At 42.1% G+C, this 20669-nt stretch carries 21 protein-coding genes; 1 reads left to right on the top strand and 20 read right to left on the bottom strand.

The window, feature by feature from the left end; all coding sequences use genetic code 11:
* Positions 1-277 precede the first annotated feature (277 nt).
* The 5 genes from DWZ33_RS17005 to gmk all read right to left on the bottom strand — a co-directional run bounded on the left by DWZ33_RS17005 (position 278) and on the right by gmk (position 6689).
* Positions 278-688, bottom strand: coding sequence for a VOC family protein (locus tag DWZ33_RS17005; protein WP_022938235.1), 411 nt, complete (start codon positions 686-688; stop codon positions 278-280).
* 269 nt (positions 689-957) lie between these two features.
* Entirely contained in the window at positions 958-2847 is a 1890-nt protein-coding gene (locus DWZ33_RS17010; protein ID WP_118456149.1) for an HD-GYP domain-containing protein, read from the bottom strand.
* A 47-nt stretch (positions 2848-2894) separates the two neighbouring features.
* Positions 2895-4937 carry a sensor domain-containing diguanylate cyclase gene (locus DWZ33_RS17015; protein ID WP_022938237.1) on the bottom strand — a complete coding sequence of 681 codons (2043 nt, stop codon included), beginning with the start codon at positions 4935-4937 and terminating at the stop codon, positions 2895-2897.
* 125 nt (positions 4938-5062) lie between these two features.
* The gene (locus tag DWZ33_RS17020) at positions 5063-5983 is read right to left on the bottom strand and encodes a zinc ribbon domain-containing protein (RefSeq protein WP_182425834.1); all 921 of its coding nucleotides are present in this window, start codon (positions 5981-5983) and stop codon (positions 5063-5065) included.
* A 142-nt stretch (positions 5984-6125) separates the two neighbouring features.
* The gene (gene gmk / locus DWZ33_RS17025; RefSeq protein ID WP_022938239.1) at positions 6126-6689 is read right to left on the bottom strand and encodes a guanylate kinase; all 564 of its coding nucleotides are present in this window, start codon (positions 6687-6689) and stop codon (positions 6126-6128) included.
* 217 nt (positions 6690-6906) lie between these two features.
* Between gmk and DWZ33_RS17030 the strand changes: the two genes are divergently transcribed.
* Complete coding sequence (locus tag DWZ33_RS17030) at positions 6907-8571, top strand: Rqc2 family fibronectin-binding protein (protein ID WP_118456153.1); 1665 nt, start codon at positions 6907-6909, stop codon at positions 8569-8571.
* Here DWZ33_RS17030 and DWZ33_RS17035 read toward each other — a convergent pair.
* The 15 genes from DWZ33_RS17035 to DWZ33_RS17105 all read right to left on the bottom strand — a co-directional run bounded on the left by DWZ33_RS17035 (position 8568) and on the right by DWZ33_RS17105 (position 20491).
* Positions 8568-9260 (bottom strand): biosynthetic peptidoglycan transglycosylase, encoded by a 693-nt coding sequence (locus DWZ33_RS17035; RefSeq protein ID WP_022938241.1) that lies wholly within the window; start codon positions 9258-9260, stop codon positions 8568-8570. The two genes, DWZ33_RS17030 and DWZ33_RS17035, sit on opposite strands and share 4 nt — an antisense overlap.
* A gap of 136 nt (positions 9261-9396) precedes the next feature.
* On the bottom strand, positions 9397-9651 hold the full coding sequence (locus DWZ33_RS17040; RefSeq protein ID WP_022938242.1) for a hypothetical protein: 255 nt from the start codon (positions 9649-9651) through the stop codon (positions 9397-9399).
* A 9-nt stretch (positions 9652-9660) separates the two neighbouring features.
* The gene (locus DWZ33_RS17045; RefSeq protein ID WP_022938243.1) at positions 9661-9918 is read right to left on the bottom strand and encodes a hypothetical protein; all 258 of its coding nucleotides are present in this window, start codon (positions 9916-9918) and stop codon (positions 9661-9663) included.
* Positions 9919-10046: 128 nt separating this feature from the next.
* Positions 10047-10895 (bottom strand): patatin-like phospholipase family protein, encoded by an 849-nt coding sequence (locus DWZ33_RS17050; RefSeq protein ID WP_022938244.1) that lies wholly within the window; start codon positions 10893-10895, stop codon positions 10047-10049.
* Entirely contained in the window at positions 10895-11908 is a 1014-nt protein-coding gene (gene asnA / locus DWZ33_RS17055) for an aspartate--ammonia ligase (protein WP_022938245.1), read from the bottom strand. Before asnA ends, DWZ33_RS17050 begins: the two co-directional genes overlap by 1 nt.
* 76 nt (positions 11909-11984) lie before the next feature.
* A complete protein-coding gene (locus DWZ33_RS17060) occupies positions 11985-13289 on the bottom strand; it encodes a M18 family aminopeptidase (RefSeq protein ID WP_022938246.1) in 1305 nt (434 codons plus the stop codon).
* A gap of 62 nt (positions 13290-13351) precedes the next feature.
* Positions 13352-14146, bottom strand: coding sequence for a DUF2971 domain-containing protein (locus DWZ33_RS17065; RefSeq protein WP_118456155.1), 795 nt, complete (start codon positions 14144-14146; stop codon positions 13352-13354).
* 109 nt (positions 14147-14255) lie between these two features.
* Positions 14256-15128: a PTS system mannose/fructose/sorbose family transporter subunit IID gene (locus DWZ33_RS17070; RefSeq protein WP_022938248.1), complete on the bottom strand. Its 873-nt coding sequence runs from the start codon at positions 15126-15128 to the stop codon at positions 14256-14258.
* A gap of 1 nt (position 15129) precedes the next feature.
* The gene (locus DWZ33_RS17075) at positions 15130-15909 is read right to left on the bottom strand and encodes a PTS mannose/fructose/sorbose/N-acetylgalactosamine transporter subunit IIC (protein WP_118456157.1); all 780 of its coding nucleotides are present in this window, start codon (positions 15907-15909) and stop codon (positions 15130-15132) included.
* A gap of 12 nt (positions 15910-15921) precedes the next feature.
* The gene (locus tag DWZ33_RS17080; RefSeq protein WP_022938250.1) at positions 15922-16410 is read right to left on the bottom strand and encodes a PTS sugar transporter subunit IIB; all 489 of its coding nucleotides are present in this window, start codon (positions 16408-16410) and stop codon (positions 15922-15924) included.
* Between the two features lie 24 nt (positions 16411-16434).
* The gene (locus DWZ33_RS17085) at positions 16435-17115 is read right to left on the bottom strand and encodes a PIG-L deacetylase family protein (protein ID WP_022938251.1); all 681 of its coding nucleotides are present in this window, start codon (positions 17113-17115) and stop codon (positions 16435-16437) included.
* Between the two features lies 1 nt (position 17116).
* Positions 17117-18055: a GNAT family N-acetyltransferase gene (locus DWZ33_RS17090; RefSeq protein WP_118456159.1), complete on the bottom strand. Its 939-nt coding sequence runs from the start codon at positions 18053-18055 to the stop codon at positions 17117-17119.
* A gap of 117 nt (positions 18056-18172) precedes the next feature.
* Entirely contained in the window at positions 18173-18886 is a 714-nt protein-coding gene (locus DWZ33_RS17095) for a GntR family transcriptional regulator (protein ID WP_022938253.1), read from the bottom strand.
* A gap of 154 nt (positions 18887-19040) precedes the next feature.
* Entirely contained in the window at positions 19041-19607 is a 567-nt protein-coding gene (gene epsC / locus DWZ33_RS17100) for a serine O-acetyltransferase EpsC (protein ID WP_022938254.1), read from the bottom strand.
* Positions 19608-19609: 2 nt separating this feature from the next.
* Entirely contained in the window at positions 19610-20491 is an 882-nt protein-coding gene (locus tag DWZ33_RS17105; protein ID WP_118456161.1) for a PLP-dependent cysteine synthase family protein, read from the bottom strand.
* Between the last annotated feature and the right edge of the window lie 178 nt (positions 20492-20669).

Raw genomic sequence — 20669 nt, forward strand, 5'->3', positions numbered from 1 at the left:
CGCATGACCTCCCCGGTGAGATTGGCGCCGTCACATGCCGGGGCTATTTCCATGCGTGACTGGTGTACCAATCCAAAAAAAACAATCGTGGCAAGCAGGGCAGGAGTGTATATACTTCTGCAAAACGCTTGTTGGGGTGCCTCCTCAACATGAAGATTTTACAGGTTTTCGCGGTGACGAAAAAGTGGAAAATCGTTTCGTGTGTACCACGAAACACTGCTTGCCACTATTGAAAACAACTACAGCGTAGTACGCCTTTTACCATTAAGACGTAGCTCTACGTTTCGCTCGTACTACCGATTTCAAGCAAGTTGCCTTCCAAGTCGGCAACATAAAAGTTGCGGATGCCGAAAGGATAGGTAATGGGTGCTCCAGTAGGAAATTGCAAGTCCAACTTTGATAGCCGCTCATATTCCGCATCCACATCAGCAAAGCTAGGCAACCAAAGGGCTATTTCAAACGTCTGATTAATCCCCTTTGGCGGGACGTAGGTCTCTCCAATCGCCTTTACAAATTGTTTCCTACTGTACATGAACAAAGACAGCGCACCGCTTGCCGTTTCAAACTCTGCGAAATCCCCACCATCCCATTGTGTACGAAAGCCCAATGTATCTCTGTAGAACCGTACCATACTGTCCATATCGCCAACTAACAGGCTTGCGCCTACTCTCACATCACGTCCGTTCATCAACATCATCTCCTTTATTTAGTACATCTTATCCGCCAAAAACAAACACAACTTAAACATTTCCATCCTAATATCAGCGTGCGGAAATGTCAAACAGCTCATTTTGTATCATAACTCATGTTACTGTCCATAACTCTTTTTGTTCATCTGGGCACCCATTGGGCACCATTTTGCCACTTTACATATATGCTTATTTTACAAGAAACCCAATAACCATGCGGTTTTCAGCTTATAGAGAAGACGTAACCGGCTGAAAAGATAACTATTTTTTATATCGTTTGTTTCGTTTGAAATTCTCTCAATTCTGAATCAATGATTTCAAAAACTTGCCGATAGCTTTCCTCACGGCTGTTCAGCAGTTCCTCCAATTGAATCTGTAATTCATCATCATTCAGAATCAAATCAACAATTGAATCAGAATAACGGCTTCCCTTTTCACTGTTTAATTCTTCCAGCACTTCTTTAAATTGTTTTGTACGCGCATAATTACGGCCTAAATTATCGGTTGCCGCATCTAATGTGTCACAAATTGTAATCAAATCAATAAACAGCTTCTGCGGTGAATGCAGATTATCAAAATCAATCGGATAACCTTTTTGGCCGTCATAGCTTTTATGATGACCGACAGCGATATCATAGAAATCAGCGATGGTTGGAATCTGCTTCAAGATTTCACCGCTGCTTATCGGATGCAGCTTAATTGCTTCAAATTCAAGATCAATCAGCCGCCGATATTGCATATTGATCACATTGCTGCTTAAAATTTTTCCGACATCATGCAGCAAGGCAGCTTCACCTACATAGTCAATAATTTTCTGACGGTTAGCCTGAACATGCGCAATCGATGAAAAACAGCTCATCCTCATGAATAAAGCCGGTGTCTTATCGATCATTGCGGCAACGATCGTAGTTGCCAGCTTTCCAACCATGATCGTGTGTGCGGCGGTCTGAGGCTGTCGGAAAATCGTAAGAAAAAGAGTAATTCGCAAGATCTCATCTGCCGGCAAAACATTCAGCAGCGGAAACATATAAAGAAAAATCGCATTATCGGTAATATGCTCGATATAATTGTCATTAGGCAGACAAAGATAGGCATCAAGCAATATCTGCAGAATACCCTTTACCTCAGCCTGATATTTCTTATCATCTTTCGCAATAATGCGGATGGCACAGGAAAGTATCTGCAAAGCATCCATCAATTCATCATCATAGGTCATCGTCGGTTTAGGCAGCATGTTCTGAAGTCTTATTAATTCAGCCATGACCTGATCCTTATCAAGCCCCTGCTCTTGATATGTAAGCATCAGCTTGATCAAACAAACCTTCACATCCTGAATAGAACCAGCCTGTGTTTCGTTTTCCATCTGCCTGCATACTTCATAAAACATAGCTAATTGTTCAGCTGTAAAAGCGGTATGCTTAGCTTTAATCGGTATACCGACAAAACCGCATTGCCAGCATACCCGCAGATAAGGCACAATATGATTAACACGCAGCGACAAATCTTCTTCAGTTATAAACCGTTCAATGTGACGCATCCGCCGCTGATACAGCTTAATCAGCGTTTCCGGACTTATAATCGGATCAAAATTCACATATTCGCTGCAGGCATTGCTTTCATAATCATAAAAGCTTAATCCCATACTGCGTTCCACAGCATTCAACTGCTCATAATTGCGCTCATAAACATCGATTGCCCATTCACAAAGCGATAAGATTTGCTCTTTATTATGGGGGAAATCAAGCATGATCCTGTTGGTGAGGATAATTAAGGTACATTTCATCATCGCAATCTCATTGTCTGCCTGCTGATAATAATTATAAAGCGATTCGGCAGTTTTCTGAGTAGCCTCAATATCTTCTATGCGAATACTGTTTCTAAATAAATAATCAAGCAAGGAAGCCGCGACATCCGCCTCCCAATGCTCTGGGTTTTTAATAAACCAGTAAAGATGGCGTTCAAGATATTTTTCATTATCCAGATACATTTCCCTTAAGCACAGGGCGCGTTTTTTATATAATGTCAGCCAGTGAGCCCCATTCTGATAGTGAGCAGATGAAAAAGAGGTCAGCTTTTCAATACTGAGAATACGATCTGTATAAATTTTAAAATATTCAGCCCATTCTTCATATTCAGTAAATCCGTGTTCCTTTTCCATAGCTCTGCCTGACCTTTTCAGTTCTTTCCTTTTAACATAACCCTGTATTACATCTGAACACAGTTCTTACCATTTCTTTTGGCAATATACATCCGCTGATCAGCTTCATCAAATAATTCATGCAGCGATTTTGGCGCGCATTCACGGTAACAGCAGCCAATGCTGATTGTGTAATGAATTGCCGTCTCACCCATTGACACACGGTTTGTTTCACAAGCATAACGAATGCGTTCAGCTAATTCATATAATGCCTGTTCACTGAGCGAATCAATCAGCAAAATGAATTCCTCACCGCCAAAGCGGGCGATGATTCCCTGCTGCTGATGCTGCTTTAAAATATCCGTAACCGCGCAGATAACGCGATCTCCCTGCATATGTCCATAGCTGTCATTAATCTTTTTAAAGTCATCGATATCAATCATTAATGCCCCGATGGAATGCTTTTCCTGATCCGCGCGCTGAAGCATTCCTTCTCCATATTTCATCAGCGCACTGCGGTTATAGATACCGCTGAGATAATCATAGCTCGACTTCTCAAGCGCCGCTGAATACTGCTTCACATTGTGAATCGCAATCGCGATATAATCCGCGAAAATCTGAAGCAGGCCCTGATCTGTACGGCTGTAATTTTCAATCTGATTGGACTTCATACAAAATAATGCCAGCAATTCTCCCTGATAGCTGACCGGCTGAATCAGCATTGAGCGGCTGTGTTCATCATACAGCTTCCCCAAGCGTTTGGCCAAATCAGTTTCCGCATTCCAATTGCCCAGCTTATACGCGCTGTTTTTGCTGACGCACAGAGCCAATAAAGGATGATCAGCTAAATCATAGCTTTCATGATCCAAACTGCCGAAACGCTGCAAGGGCTCATCATAAAATAACAAATGCCATTCATCAAAGGAGAAAATGCGGCCGGCATGAAGGGTAATCACCTCTAACAGCTGCTGCCAGGTCAAACAAGAGGTTACAACCTTACCAAATTCAGTCATGACTAAAAGCCGGTCATACATTACCTCATACGATAAGCGCCGGTTCTGTTCCCATACGTCCTCAATCTCCTTGTGATAAATATCATCAATAAAGGAAATAAATGTCTTAGTTAATTCATGAGCTGACTGTAAATAGCAATAAGCTTTATCCTGATCACCTAAACAATCATAAAGCTTTGCCGCTTCTTCCAGCAGCTGTCTTTTATGACCAAAAAAGCCGCCTTTATAATCAAGCAGAAGCTTATAATATTTTAATGCCTGCTCATACTCTTTACGATACATATGGTAGCGGCCTAAAGTAAAATAAACCTCGCCGTTATCCATATCATCGCCCTTAGTAAAATCATAAGATGTGATAAATTTTTGATACAATTCATCAGCCAGCTTGCGATCATCCTCAAGAATGGCCGCGTCTAGATAGCCTAAATTAAAAATATTTACATCAAAATAACCCGTTTTCTGTAATTCGGGCACATATGTATCAAGCAGCTTTTTAACCTTAGCCGTATCCTTAACCGCAAGGTATAAGCCGCATAATAAAAAAACAGTGGTATAAAAATTACTGTCACCGATAAAATCTCTTTTTTCCAATGTTTCTTCAACCTGCTGAATCGCTTTTTTATATAAGCCAAATTCCCGCAAAATGATTGCTCCATTATTTAAAAACGCGGAGTAATAGGTTATCTGGCCGCCTTTTTCCGCAATTGGCATGGCTGCCAGTATTTCCTGGTAAGCCGCCCCGTAATTTCCTTTAAAAATATGACCGAGCAAGGCATTATTCGCTACCGTTAAAATGCCGTCATGTTCCTTATAGTCTGGCTGACGCATAAACATTTCTCTGGCTAATTCATTATAGTGAATCGCCAAATCGAGATTTCGGCCATAGTATATATAAAACATCATCGCATAACCTAAGGGCAGTGCATAAGCGTAAGCCTTCCGTTCCGCAATTTCAATATAGCGCTGCATAACTGGTTCTAGGACAGGGCCAAGGCCGATCTGTTCCAACAGCAGTTTCTTGAATCCCTCACAGACACTCTCATCGCTCTCAAAACGATCCAGATAATCATCAAATGTTTTCTGAAGCTCTTCCTTCATATATTTACCCTCTTTATATTATTACTATCATACAATATTTTTCATTGATTTCCCATCCTTTTTGTAACTTTTATATATCAAAAAGAAAAAGAATCCCGGCTTGCAAGATTCTTTATTCAACTTAATTATTCACCGGCTAATTCTAAGATTTCAGCCATCGTTTCAGCACTGATCACAGCGCTGCCGCTGCCAATCGGCGTACCGTCACTCATGCTGCCTTCTTCAACCTTTTCAAACAAGGTGACCATTAGTGCCATGTCTGGTTTTAAAATACTCTTACTTACTTCAAAGTAAGCACCCTGACCGCTGCCTGTCACATCAACCTCGATGCGGAAAATCTGACCATCCGGCGCGTTGGCAAAAATCATTGTCAGATCTGATGATGACTCATAGCTGATCGTAAAGCGCAGATTGCCGTTATCCATATCCTGAACCTTGATTTCACTGATTGAGGCAATACCCGCAAGCTGCCCCATATCTTCTGTAAAATCAAGAATTACACCATCTTTCAAATCTTTATCCTTAGATGGTTTTTTATCATCATCACTGGCAATCGGTTTATCTCCAGGCTGGTGATTATCCGGCTGCTGGCTGTTATTTTGGTTATTCTGATTGTTTTGGCCATTGTTGTTATTATCGACAATTGGCGGTGTCGGATTTGACGGTGACTGCATCGCCTTATAAATCATAAACCCGCCGCCGGCAACTAACAGAACAACAAGCGCTACTGCCGCCACCGTTAAGATTACCGGCAGACGGCTTTCTTTTTCAGTCGGACGCGGTCTTGACGGCTTGGCCTGTTCACGAATCGGCTTTGGCTCCTTGCCTGCCTGACGCTGAGGCTCACTGAACTTAGGAATCGTTACCGGTTCTTCTTTTTCAGCCATCGGCGTATCCTCAAACAATTCATTCATGACAGCGCTGATTTCATCCTTTTCATCCTTCTCAGCTCTGACTATTTTAGCTCCGCAATTGGGACAGAATTTACATGACTCATCAATTTCACTTCCGCAGTGGGAACAAGTTTGCTTTTTTAATTCAGACATAAAACTACCTCCTACTAAATTCATTATACAGTATTTTCACCTTAACGTTGAATAAAATCATTGTGAAATTATGTGATAACAAGTATTTTCAGCCTTTATTTTAAAATAAAAACAGGCTATCCCTCGATAACCTGTCAATTCCCTATTTACTGTTGCGTTTCACAATCAGCCCGATGACATCCGCTGCCAGCTCCGGATCGTCGTTGCAGACTACATACTTATAATCAGAGATCTGCTTCATCTCTAAGGCCGCCTTTGCCAAGCGCTGCTGAATAACTTCTTCCGGCTCGCTCTTACGGCCGCGGATGCGTTTTTCAAGCTCTTCCATCGTCGGCGGAATAATAAAGATCGTAATTGCGTCAGGACATTTCTCCCGTACCTGTGTCGCCCCCTGAACTTCAATTTCAAGCACGACATTTTTTCCCTCATTGCGCAGCTTTTCAACCTGTTCTAAGGGTGTGCCATAATAATTGCCGACAAATTCAGCCCATTCCAACAGCTTGCCCGCTTTGATCTGACGCTCAAATTCTGCCTTGTCAGTAAAAATATAATCAACGTTGTTAACCTCGCCGGCTCTTGGCGCTCTTGTGGTCATAGAAATAGAATATGTAAGATTCAGACTTTCATCCTTCATAAAGTATTCGCGAATCGTTCCCTTGCCTACGCCGCTTGGTCCGCTAATAATAATCAGTAGCCCTTTTTTCATTTTTGCTGTCCTCACCTTTTATAGATACTAATTATGATATAACGCTCCTTAATGAAAGTCAAACATTTTCCTAAAGGCGTCATTATAAAGATACAAACTTAACAAATAATACCTATGACATTCAAGCATACCCTGATGAATATCCGCGCTTTAAATAAATAATTCAATGCATCCGCTAAATCATGGTATAATAAAGCACATGAAAGGAGGGGTTGCCATGGCTTTAGATGGCTTACTCTTATATCAAATCAATGAAGAAATTAAACAGCTGCTGCCGGCTAAAATCAATAAAATCCAGCAGATATCAGATACTGAAATACTCTTTAACTGCCGCTCCCGCAGCAGTGGTTTTAAGCTGATGATCAGCTGTCACTCACAATATAACCGCATTAATCTTACCGAAGAAACATACACCGCTCCCGATGTCCCAAATAACTTTATCATGGTGCTGAGGAAGTATCTTGACGGCGGTATCATTAATTCATGTGAACAGGTTGGCCTTGACCGCATCCTGCATATGCTGATTACTGCCCGCAATGATCTGGGTGATCAGCATGATTTTTCTTTGTATATCGAATTGATGGGCAAATATGCCAATTGTGTCTTGGTTGATGAAAATGAAAAGATCATTGACGCGATGAAGCGGATTCCGCCCTTTGAAAATACGAAGCGAACGATTCATCCCGGTGCCCTTTATACATTGCCGGCTCAGGAGCTGAAGAAAGATCCGCGGATCACATTGGACGCTGACGCGGATGAATCGCTGGTGAAGCAGTTTCATGGCTTCTCCCCGCAGCTGAGCCGTGAATTTCAGCACCGCATGCATAACGGTGAAAATTTTGCGGAAATCATGAAGGAGCTGCTTGCCTCAAAAACGCTTTATATTACTGAAACCGAAAAGGAACCGCAGTTTCATTGTCTGCCGCTCACTCACCTTGAAAATCAGCCGGCCGCGTACAGCCTGCAAAAAGGCATCGATGTTATTTTCTATCACAAGGAAGAACGGGAGCGCATCCGCCAGCAAAGCGGTGACTTATTTAAACTTGTACGCCGTGAAATCAATAAGAATACCAATAAGCTGGGCAAACTCAATCAGACACTTGAGGATGCGATGAACTGTGAACATTATAGGATGTACGGCGATTTGCTTTATGCCTATGCCGATACGCTGAATGAAAAAAGCGGCAGTGTGGAGCTGCCTGATTTTGAAACGGGTGAAATGATTAAGATTCCGCTTGATATACGTTTTGATGCCAAGCAGAACGCGAAAAAGTATTATCAGAAATATCATAAAAGTAAAACTGCTCAGCTTTTAGTCAGCGAACAGATTTCACTCTGCGAAAAAGAACTCGCTTATTTTGAAGAGATCGGCGCTCAGCTTGAATATGCCAGCTTTGAGGATGCCGTTGAAATTCGCAATGAATTAGAAAAAATGCATTATCTGAAACCGCAGAAGCAGAGAATCAAAAAGAAAAAACAAAATGAAATTCCGCATTTTATGACCTTTGAATTTGAAGACGGTCATAAGATCTATGTCGGCAAGAATAATATTCAAAATGATTATCTGACCTTCCGCTTTGCGCGCAAGGATGATTTGTGGCTGCATGCCAAGGATTTCCACGGTGCTCACGTTCTGATTAATGACGCTCATCCCAATGAAGAGCTGCTGCGCCTGGCGGCAATGTTAGCCGCTTATTATTCACAGGGACGGCAGTCAAGCTCAGTACCTGTTGATTATTGTGAAGTCCGCTATTTAAAAAAAGCAAAGGGCGGCATGCTTGGCCAAGCCCTGCTTTCCTCATATAAAACTATTTATATCGATCCTGAACCAGCAACGATTCAAAACTTACTCAGTACGCATCTAACCAAGCGCCGTCATTAAGGATTAACGCCTAACAGCAGCCTTGCCAGCTCATCGTCATCATAGTAGCCGTTATCCTCAATGGTTGCCAAGACTGCCTGCTGCCTGAGCCTGGCCTGATCCTCATGATTGCTTAACTGATAATTAGCGGGTGACTGAGGGATGCCGGCCAGTAAGGTTGCTTGGTCAAAGCTTAAATCTGCAGGTTCAACATGAAAGTAATTCATGCTGGCACTGGCAATACCGATATTATTATCTCCATAATTTATGATGTTGAGATATAATTCTAAAAGCGTATCCTTATCATAGAGCCGTTCTAAATCTTTTGTTACAAAGAATTCAGCAACCTTGCGGATGATTGATGGCTGAAAGGAAAAATACATGTTTTTTGCCAGCTGCTGCGTGATGGTAGAACCGCCGCCGCTGATTTGCCCGCTGGTAATAAATACATAAAGAATCCGTCCATAAGCGATGAGGTCAACGCCTTGATGCTTATAGAACCGCTTATCCTCTGTGGATATTGTCGCTACCTTCAGATAATCACTGATTTCATCAATCGGCACATAATCGTCCTTCTGCATGATTGAGGCTACCTTATCCTGAATCGGCATTTCACGGATTACACTGCGGTATTCAATAAAGCCTAATACCAGCAGTACCATAAAACAAGCCATGATGGTTAATGCGAATGCTTTGATCAGTTTCTTCATCTGAATCACCACCTTTACTATAACCATTATAAAACAGCGTTTAAATGACAGCCATCGCTTACACTTACAGTTAGCTTTCAATTTTGTAAGGTCTGAATATGAAAGAGGCAGATTAATCTGCCTTTTATTATCCCTATTATAGATTATGCTTTTTAATCAGACTCATGATTATCGCAAGCTCTGATCGTCTGACATAAATCCGATAGATGCACTCACTCTTATGTTCGCCAAACTTCTTACCTAATTGTGAAGCGGCCGCCGGCAGCGGCTGATAAGCCATTGCCTTAACATAAACCTCATAGCCATTAGCCAATAATAAATCTTTGATTTGTACCTGCCGATCAACAGAAGCTGTATCAAGCAGTACCGCGCGGTTTAATAAGTGAAGCATATTATCCCCTCAGTTCTTTTGTTTTTTATACGTTTGTAAGAGATGCATCGCCTTCTCATAATCTCTTTTAGCAACATAGATGACATATTCACTGTCTCGTTTTCCCTGAAAGCAGCTTCTTTCAGTCATGCGGCCGCGATTGGGTTCCGCCTGAATGATTTTCCAACGGTAATCAACACCGCAGGCGCCAAGAATCTGACGGATCTCGGCCTGACGTTCTTCGGAAAATGTAGCTGCTACTTCTTTTCGATTAAAAATAGTGATCATAGCCTTCTCCTTTCCGCATCAAGGACACTTTATCTATTTATATTTTAACATGCTCCCGATAAGTGCATTCTTTCATTATTGTCACATAGGAAAGTAAATACCGCATCAGCAGAAGTGATGCGGTATCTTTATTTATTGGAAGGTTTCAAAATAGCCTTGATTTCATCCAAATGTGCCTCTGCCATCTGATAACCCATATCATAGGCTGCCTGAAGCTTATTCAAATCCTTTTCAAAGCTTTCGATCGGCCACTCAGGGCGTAAGATCAGCGCCTTGCCCTCACGCTCCAGCTGTTCACAGAACTGCACGGTTTCATTATAGGCAAGATGTCTTGTTTCCAACAGCGGCACCAGCTTTGGATATTTCTTTTTCAAAACCTTAGCCGCGACAATGTTCTGCTTGCTGAGTTCCTTTACATAGCCCTTGCAGCGGGTTAAAATAATCAAATGCTTATCACAGCCATCGGCAATGGCCTTGCGGATTGGGATCGGATCTGCCAAACCACCGTCATAAAACCGTTTGCCATTTAATTCAATGGCCGGGAATACTAAGGGAATCGCACACGTTGCCCGCAGCATCGTACATTGTTTATCAAGCAGCTGGCAATTAATGTATTCAGCCTCACCGGTATCAGCATTAGTTACGCCGACCCAGCCCTGACCCGGGTAATCATAGAATGCCTGCCAGTCAAAGGGCAGCAGTTTATTGGGAACTTCATCATAGACAAAATCTAAGCCAAACAGACTTTGATGTTTCATCAGATTGCCGATGCCGACATAACGCTTGTCATTGCGGTAGCGCATAAATACCTCAAGGTTGCGCCCCTTCTGACGTGACAGATAGCTCATGCCATCGGTAATTCCTGCCGAAACACCGATAACATAAGGAAAATATAATTTATGGTCAAGCAGACAATCCATGATTCCGCAGGAGAATACCGGTCTAAAGGTACCGCCCTCAAGAATTAAAGACTGCATTATAACAACCTGATGCCGTGTTTTCGGCATTCCTCAATCATATCCGCGCCCCAGGTAGAAACCTGTACTTCACCGATATGCGCCTTATTCAGCATCATCAGACAAAGCCGTGACTGACCGATACCGCCGCCCATCGTAAGCGGCAGCTCATCATTCATCAAGGCCTTATGAAAAGGATATTCCAAACGATCCAATGTATTCGCCTTGGTACACTGATCAAGCAGTGATTCACGGTCGACGCGGATACCCATGCTGGATAATTCAAGAGCACAGTCAAGAATCGGATAATAAACAAGCAGATCGCCGTTTAATTTCCAATCATCATAATCCGGCGCGCGGCCGTCATGCGGCAATCCGCTTTTCAGCTTATCGCCGATCTGCATGATGAACACTGTTTTCTTCTCTTTACAGATCAGATATTCGCGTTCCTTGCCGCTCTTATTGGGATACATATCCTCCAGCTCCTGAGAAGTGATAAAAAAGACCTCACCCTGCACTATCCGCTGCAGCTCATCATAATGCTCATGCAGCACATATTCAGTTTCCTTAATCGCTTTTACGATCGCCCGCACCGTTTCCTTTAATGTATCGACCGTTCGCTCTTCACGCTCAATGATCTTCTCCCAGTCCCACTGGTCAACATAAACAGAATGCAGATTATCTAATTCTTCATCACGGCGGATTGCGTTCATATCGGTATAGATGCCGCGGTAGGTTTCAAAATCATACTGCTTCAAAGCCAGACGTTTCCATTTAGCCAGCGAATGAACGACCTCCACATCACTGTGGATATCCTTAATATCAAAACCAACCGGGCGCTCCACACCGTTCAAATTATCATTCAAACCGGAATCATTGCGTACAAACAGCGGTGCTGATACACGCACAAGATTCAAATGATGGGCCAGTCTTTTCTCAAAAGAGTCCTTGACTATTTTAATCGCCAGCTCTGTATCAAGATAATTTAATTTATTTTCATAGTTCTCTGGGAGAACTAAACGTTCATGATTCATATTGATTCCTCCTCAGACTTCTCAATTATACAACGATTTTCATCAAGATTGAAAGTATTTTCTGAAAAATCTATGATTAGAATCTGATTGCTTCCTCATCCATTGTTAAAGATGTTTCATAAAAAGCCTGACAAGCCTGACTCATATACTGACCATCCTTAATTCCCGCTGTCTCATAGGATGAATGCATCGCCAGCTGGGCAAGACCGATATCAATCGTTTTGATGCTGACATGTCTTGATGACAGATTGCCCAATGTTGAACCGCCCGGCATATCAGAACGGTTGTAATAAAATTGAAGCGGCACACCAGCTTGTTCACAGATTGCCTTAAAGATCGCATTGCTGACACCGTCAGTCGTATATTTCTGATTCGCGTTCCCCTTAACGACAACCCCCTGATTCATCAGCACCTGATTCGTCTTATCGCTGAATTCAGGATGATTTGGGTGCAGCGCGTGAGCATTATCCGCAGAAAGCATAAAAGAATGATTCAAACCAGCCAGATAAGCTTCTTCATCATAGCCAAGATTAGCGCTGATCCGTTTCAGCACATCATAGAGGAATGTTGAATCCGCTCCCTGCTTGCTAGTCGAACCTACTTCTTCATTATCAAAACAGCCATAGACACAAATGCGTTCATCATTTTGCGCTTTCAGGAAACCATCAAGCGTCGTATAGGCACATTCAAGATTATCCAGCTTTGGTGAGGAAACAAATTCTTCCTCAGCCCCCCAGATTGAATAAGGCGTGCGGTTATAAATGTTTAATTCCATGCTTAAAATATCTGCTTCCGCTGCCTTAATATCTTCCGCAATCAGCTTTTTCAGCGTTCCCTGCTTATTTTTGGCACTGAATAACGGCAGTAAATCAACCTGCAGATTATAATTATATCCGCTGTTGATACTGCGGTTCATATGAATCGCCACATTGGGAATCATTAACAAATCACGGCCCGCATCATAAAGCTGAATCTCAATTTTATCCGCTTTCTTCACTGCCAGCCGGCCAGCCAGCGACAATGGCCGGTCAAACCATGATGAAGCGATCATACCGCCATAGCCTTCAGTATTTAACTGCAGATAAGCGCTGCTTTCAATTTCCGCGTTTTCCTTCAGCTTAAATGTTGGTGAATCAGAATGCGACGCGGTGATATTAAAAATCGGGGCGGACAGTTTACTGCCTATCTTAAATGCCAAGATGCTGCTGCCATTACGGGTAACAACATAACCCCTGCCTTTTTCAAGCTGCCAGACAGTCCCTTCCTTTAATTCAGTAAAACCTGCCTTCAGACATGTATCTTTTAACTCATGAACAGCATGAAAAGTGCTCGGACTCTTTTGAATAAAAGCCAGACAGTCATGCATTAATTGATTTTTCATAGATATTTTCCTCCAATGTTCCTATTATAGCACAAGTAAAATTGAGTGATGCGTAAAAACCGTTATTCATTCACCTTTTTCCTCATTTGATCAGCAAGAAAATAAGTACAGGATTCGCATTTATTATCCAAATGAACCTTACCAGTAAAGATGCTTTCATGAATATTCTCTGCGCGTACCCCCAGCGCAATCAGCTCTGCCTTCGCGAGATGCCTTGCTTCCTGATCCATCCACGGACCCAGCATGACATGCACTAAACCCGCAAAATCAGCCGGCAGCGCTGCAAATACACCCTTATTTTCCGCATCTTTTAAACGCATCAGAAAACGTACCTCATTTTCATAGCTCCACGCGTCAGCTTTAATTAAACCGGTCATCGCCCTTTCATGACTGATATTGGCCAAAGCGGGCATCTCGGTAATATCGAGCCTGCGATTGTTCCAGCGCAGCTGATGAGTCTTTTGATGATTGACATAGATCACATCACTCAATAAAACATCGGCTGATTTTTCAGTCTCTGTCAGCCACTGCATCATCAATTTACGCGGCAATGATATTCTGACAGCATCCTGTCTTGGAAAACAATACAGACCCCACATCGCCATATTTTCAGAATCACCAAAACAAAAACTGGCAAAAACCGTTTGCCGCCATACTTCCTCAGCCCCCTTTTCCTGCCGTTCCTGAAGATCATTCATCGTTATCGGATCTGACAGCTTCCATGTACTGCCATTAAGAATCAGTTTTAAGGTCGGCAAACTCGTATAATGATGATAATTCTGATGCCGGCTGCCGCGTTCTTTTAAAAATGCGCATACCTCATCAACCGAGGTCAGCTGCATAAAATCTTGACTCATATTCATTCCCCATTTCATTTAAGCACTTTGAAGATTTCGCTTTTATTATAACAAAAAAGCACGTTCTTTTTTCATATTGACCGTGCTTTTCATTATTTAGGCTGTTTATTTATGCGTAGAATCCAGTAGCATAGCCGATTGCCGTTAAAACAACAGCAAGCACCAGAATCAAAGCCATTAATTTAAGCGGTGACCATTTCTTTTTAGAATATAGATAATAGACACCCAGAGTTAATAATAAAGGTAATAATTGAGGGAAAATCGAATTCAGCATCGCATCAGCATTAAATAAAACTTGGGCAGGAATGATTTCACCGGTCGCGCCGTCTAATACATCTTTTACGATTTGAATCGGTAATGTTAAGCTTACAAAGGATGCGGTTAAAGCACCGACAACCACTAAGCCTAAAACGCCCATCGTATCAGTAAACGCGTCTAATTTTCCGCTGCCCATAAAGCCCTGCATGCCCTCAAGTCCTGAACGATAGCCCATTCTGAATAACCACCAGCTTAATGTGTAAGTGATGATCGGATAGGCAATCATATAAAGCAGCGGGCCGATCCATGCGGAGGTCGGTGAGGATTGTGAAATGGATAAACAGATTGTCAGTAAAATAGGAATAATGGTTGCTACCCACAATGAATCACCAATCGCGCTGGTAGGCCCGATCAAGGCTACTTTTACGGATTCAATAACTTCCGGTGTACATTGGCCATTCGCATTCGCTTCTTCCAAGCCGCATACAATACCATTACAGATTGAACCGACTTGCGCTTCGGTATTAAACAGCGTTACATGACGCAATAAAGCAGCTGCTTTTTCTTCTTTTGTTGTATATAATTCATCAATGACCGGTGCCATAGACTGTCCGAATGCCATTCCCAGCATTGATTCTGCCTGTTGCGAACAGCCATTGAAGAAGAACCAACTATGGAATGATTTTTTTAGTGTCTTAGGACTGATTTTCTTAACCTCACTCATCTTATACAGTCTCCTTTCCCTTAGTAATCACCGCATAATAAAGCACTGCTGTAATTACCCCGACAACAGCAACCGCCATTGTATTTAAACCAAAATAAGTAACTAAAATAAAGCCGCCTAAGAAAATCGCCAGATCATAGCGTTTCTTTAACAGGAATGAAAGTAAGATGCCCATACCAAGAGCAGCCATCATGCCGCCGAAGACACTCAAGCCAGTAGTAACCCAATTCGGAATCAAAGTAGCAAAATCAGCCTGTCCGGAAGCTGCCGTCATTGATGTCAATACAATGATAGCCGGTATGAAACGGCATGCGAAACCGATTAACTGACCTAATACCATATTAGGAATATACATTTTAGAAGTATTGCCCGCTTCCGCATATTTATGAGCAATGCGATTTAAAGGCAGATTAAGTGCATAAGATACATTCCACATCAATTGTCCGACTAAACCGCCGATACCAGCAAATACAACCGCTAAACCAATTAAACCGGTGGCATCTAAGCCTTTGCCGAAAATCAATGCTGCCGCTGTACCAATATAGGTTGCATAGGATAAGTCCCAAGCAACCGCACCGCCCGGTGTTACATTACCCATATACATGATTTGCAGCGGTATACCAACAATCAAAGCACTATTGATATCCCCCATGATAATGCCAACAACAAATGATGCAACTAACGGCCTGCCCAATGTATACCAGCCAATGGTATTCCCTACAATTGAGCCAATCGAGCCAAGATAAATAAACAATGCGATTAGTAGAATCTGAATAGTCATAGATATTCCTCCCTATATTGTTTTCTTAAATGCACTCCAGCTCATGCCGGCAGCATTCGGCAATTGCTGAAAGTCCACTTTAAAACCTTTTTCAACTAAACTGTCAATATCTTTTACATCCTGTTCACTCAAGAAAAAAATACCTGTAGCCCCTTTTACTTGATGAACACTGTCACTGCGTTTTGCAATGTTGCCTAATATAATAAATTCACAGCCGGCAATTTCTTCTTGAATTTCCATTAAACGGCTTGGATATTTAACAATAACCAGCCTTGTCTTAGAACTGTCTTCCCTTAATAATTCTTTAGCCTGATCAACCGTCACAATTTTCGTCGCATAGTTTTTAGGCACACCCATTTCCATGATTGATCTCAGCATCGGATTTGAAGCACTGTCATTATCAATTGCGATAATCTCCTGTATCGATAATGTCGGACACCAAGCTAACACTGTTTGACCATGAATTAATCGATCATCTACGCGCACATACACTTTTCCCATAATTTCCTCCCGGCTTTTGCCTTTCTACCACAATTCATTTTCAATTAAGCTTGCATACATATAACAAACACATTTTTTAGAATGATTTGACTCAATCTGACGTACTTTTAAGTTTGTCGGATAATATTGCTGATAAGGGAAATCATTTACCCCGCCTTTAAACACCGTATATTCATTTAATGCCGAATACCACTGTTCAATTTCAGCATCCTCCAAGCCAATATAAGCCTGAGGGATAAAACCAACTAAATCCTCAAAGGTTTCGCCATAAAGCAGTTTAATCGCTGAACCATTTTCACGCATCCGCTTTACCGCCCGAACAACTGCATCATGGGTATTAATATGCCGTGGATGCATTGAACCGCGCCAATGGGTAATGACTAAATCAACCTTTTCATCAATAAAATATTTTTCTAATCGATCAGAAAATACCTCCGTGGTTGGCATATTACTTGATACATATCCCAGCCAAAGCGTATCGGCGCCAAGCTTGGCAGCAGCGCGCTGGTTCTGATCCAGCAATTCCTTTAAATAAGCGTCACATTCTTCTTTGGTAGCATTGGGATCTTCAAGACGGCCTTGGGTAACATGCATGCATGTGCAGTGCGCACCTTGCTTAGCATATTTTAATAATAACGGTCCGCCCATTAATTCCGCATCCAAGGAATGCGCGCCGATTGAGACTACTCGCTGTACTTTACTCATACTATATGTCCTTTCTGTAATCAATAAATGATCTAAATACATTTAAGCCATGCCGTTCATAATATCTTCTGCCAGGTTCATCCGTAGTGACAAAATACATATGATAGATTCCCTTCTTAGCCATTTCAGCCATCTGCAGCTCTAAGAGAATACCGCCAAGGCCGGCATTTCTGGCCTTTTCACTGATACCGATCGGGCCAAAACGCATAGGGTTGCCGTCAATCTTGCGCATACAGAAGCCCACAATATTTTCGTCATGATCCAAAACAAGAAGAATCAGATCCTCAGCCTCATCATTCTGCATGCTGATTAAGGCATTGCGCTTCCAGCCGCCGCCAAATTCATCCTTCAGGAAACGCAGCAAATCAAGCGCATAAGCATAATTAAATTGAATAAAACGATAGCCCTTTGCTTCTGCTTCAACCTTTTTCTTCTGAGTGGACTCGGACAGCTGATAGCCATGTAAATCTCTGCACATTGAATAATGCTGATCACCGCTGATATAGCCGTGCTTTTCAAAGAAACAAATTGCTTCCGGATAGTTGTCAGCATCAATACCGGCAAAGAAATAATTCGGACTGTAAGCACCCACCGTTATATTTTTTACGCCGAGTGATTTCAAAGCCGTTTCCGCTCTCATCAGCAATTGCTCGCCGATATTCATGCCCCGATATTCAGCATCTACAAAAATTACATTGATCCAGCCTCTTTCCGGTTCAAGACCGCGTTCCAAGTATGGAAACTTCCGCTTAGTTGCCAGAATATAACCAATAACACGTTCATCATTTACCGCAACCCAGCTTAAGGATTCATCGAAGTTATCATCAAACAACGCCTGCTTCCTAAACTTTTTCACATCAATCGGATCAAATGTACAACAGCGGTTCCAGCAATCCACAACCCCCTGTTCATAACCCTGACTATAATTTTTTATTTCCATAAGCCCTCCTACTTAATATATTAACATGTTATCTATTAAGAGATTAACATGCTTTCTGTTCCTTGTCAATAAGAAATTAAGCGCTTACAACAATTGCGCAAATAAAAAGGTGTGAACTCACACCTTGATGTTTACAGTGACGGAATAATTATCCCGATTAAAATACGTTTCCGCATATTCGATTACTTTATCCTTTTCATCAAAAGTAACCCGCTTGATAAAAAATGACGGCGTTCCTTTTTTCACATTCATCTGATTTACCACATTGGGTTCATTGATATCCTTGACTGAATAGTTTTCATTCACCCATTCAGGATAGATGCCTATCTGCGCCAACGTTTTGTAGAGTGAACGTGTCTCATAAAGACTTTGCGCCTGCTCGCAGGATAAAACCTCAGGATCAAAATATGAAATATGATAGGCCATCGGTTCTTTATTAGCAATCCGCACACGTTTGATACAGACCAGTGTTGCGTGCGGATCAAGCCCCAGTTTTTCACTTGCTACACTATTCTCTACTTCTTCAATGGAATCGATAATCATATCAACCTCATATCCCAGTTGAATTAATTCTTCAGAAAAGCTGATGGAAGTTAAACCGCGGATCATTTGTTTCTTTGCGACAAAGGTGCCAAGACCTTGAACACCGTAAAGATAACCGTCATTGATCAGATCGGTAAAAGCCTTCCGCACAGTAATCGTAGAGACATTGTATTTCTTTTTCAGTACGGATTCACTGTCAACCTTATCGCCGGGTTTTAATTTTCCCGATTTAATATCAGCGATGATTTCTTCCTCAATTTGACGATATTTATTGATTTTAGTACGCATAGTTCTCCTTTCTGCTTAATATATTAAGTTTAATATCATTTTTATGGTACTATTCAAATCAATGCAAGTCAATCATAAACATGCCTAAAAATGAAAACAGTGAGGGAAATTGTTCTCCTCACTGCTTATTTTGTCAATCTATCACAAATACTGTTTAGTCGCGGTTTACGTTTATAATATTTGGACGGTCAGCATCAGTGCATTTTTCTGGCCGAACCTTAGCCGCCAAACCATAGACAACCTGATGATCCTCGACATCCTTTGTTACCACACTGTTGGCTCCGATCTGAACATAATTGCCAAGCGTAATATTACCAAGAATGCTGGAATTGCAGCCGACCATGACATGATTTAATAAAGTCGGATGACGCTTGCATTTGCCGCGTCCGTTGCCGCCTAAGGTAACGCCGTGATAAAGCAGGCAGTCATCACCGATAACCGTTGTTTCACCGATGACACAGCCAGTACCATGGTCAATGATCAGCCCCTTGCCAATCGTCGCGCCGGGATGGATTTCAATATTGGTTAAGAAACGGGCAATCTGTGAAATCAGACGGGCGATAAAAAACAGATGGCATTTATAAAAGAAATGCGCGAAGCGATAAAAAATCAATGCCCAAATATGCGGATAAAGAATCAGCACTTCCAGTCTTGAATGAGCGGCAGGGTCCACTTCCACAACACGATTTACATTATACCAAAGCAATGAAAACCAATTCATAGCTATGCCCCAAAATCCAATACGGACAGGTACTTATCGCCGCCGTCTGGTGCTACTGTCACGATTTTGCGGTCAGGATATAATGCGTGGTACCGCTTAGCCAAGGCGATGTTTGCCCCGCTGGAAATACCGATGGAAATACCGGTTTCCCTTGTGAAATGGATCGTTTCCTGAATCGCTTCTTCATCGCTGACCACCGCAATTTCATCAATCACGCTCAAATCAAGTACGCTTGGCACAAAATTAGGCCCGATTCCCTGGATTGCATGCGGACCTAGCCGCTGTTCACTCAGCAGCGGACTGCCGGCAGGCTCACCTAATACCGTTAAAACATCAGGCTTGTCCTGCTTTAATCGTTTAGCGACACCAGTAATGGTACCGCCGGTTCCTGAGCAGGCGATAAACACACCAAGATCAGGCACCTGATTCATAATTTCCACCGCAGTTGTATCAAAATGCTTCTGAACCATTGCCGGATTATCAAACTGGCCCAGTGAATAATAATTAGGATTAGCGGCCATCAGCTCGTTGACCTTATCAATACTTCCCTGCATTCCCTTAGCCTTATCAGTCAGAATCAATTCAGCCCCATAAGATAAGATCAGCTTTCTTCTTTCAATACTCATACTTTCCGGCATGACGATGACAACTTTATAACCAAACTGACGGCCAATAATAGCAAGGGCTATACCGGTATTGCCGCTGGTGGCCTCCACAAGCACCGTATCCGATTTTAGAAGTCCGCGTTTTTGAGCATCCTCAAGCATACCCAAAACAGCACGGTCTTTGATGCTGCCGCCTAAGTTGTATTTCTCAAGCTTCACATAAATATTATCCTTATATTCAAACATTGGCGTATTGCCAATCAATTGCAATGCATTCATACTGATCACCTCGTTTTTTAGTTTATAGTATGCTGGAAAAAAAAGCAAATGATACAATCATTAACTTAATCTAGCTTATTCTCCTTTATCCGCAAAAAGTAGGCAAAAGCAGCAGAACAACAAGAAAATGATTTCCTTCAATCCTTCAGGAAATCATGCCATCAATGATGACACCCAG

The sequence above is a fragment of the Dielma fastidiosa genome (assembly GCF_003475485.1).
Classification (GTDB): Bacteria; Bacillota_I; Bacilli_A; order Erysipelotrichales; family Erysipelotrichaceae; genus Dielma; species Dielma fastidiosa.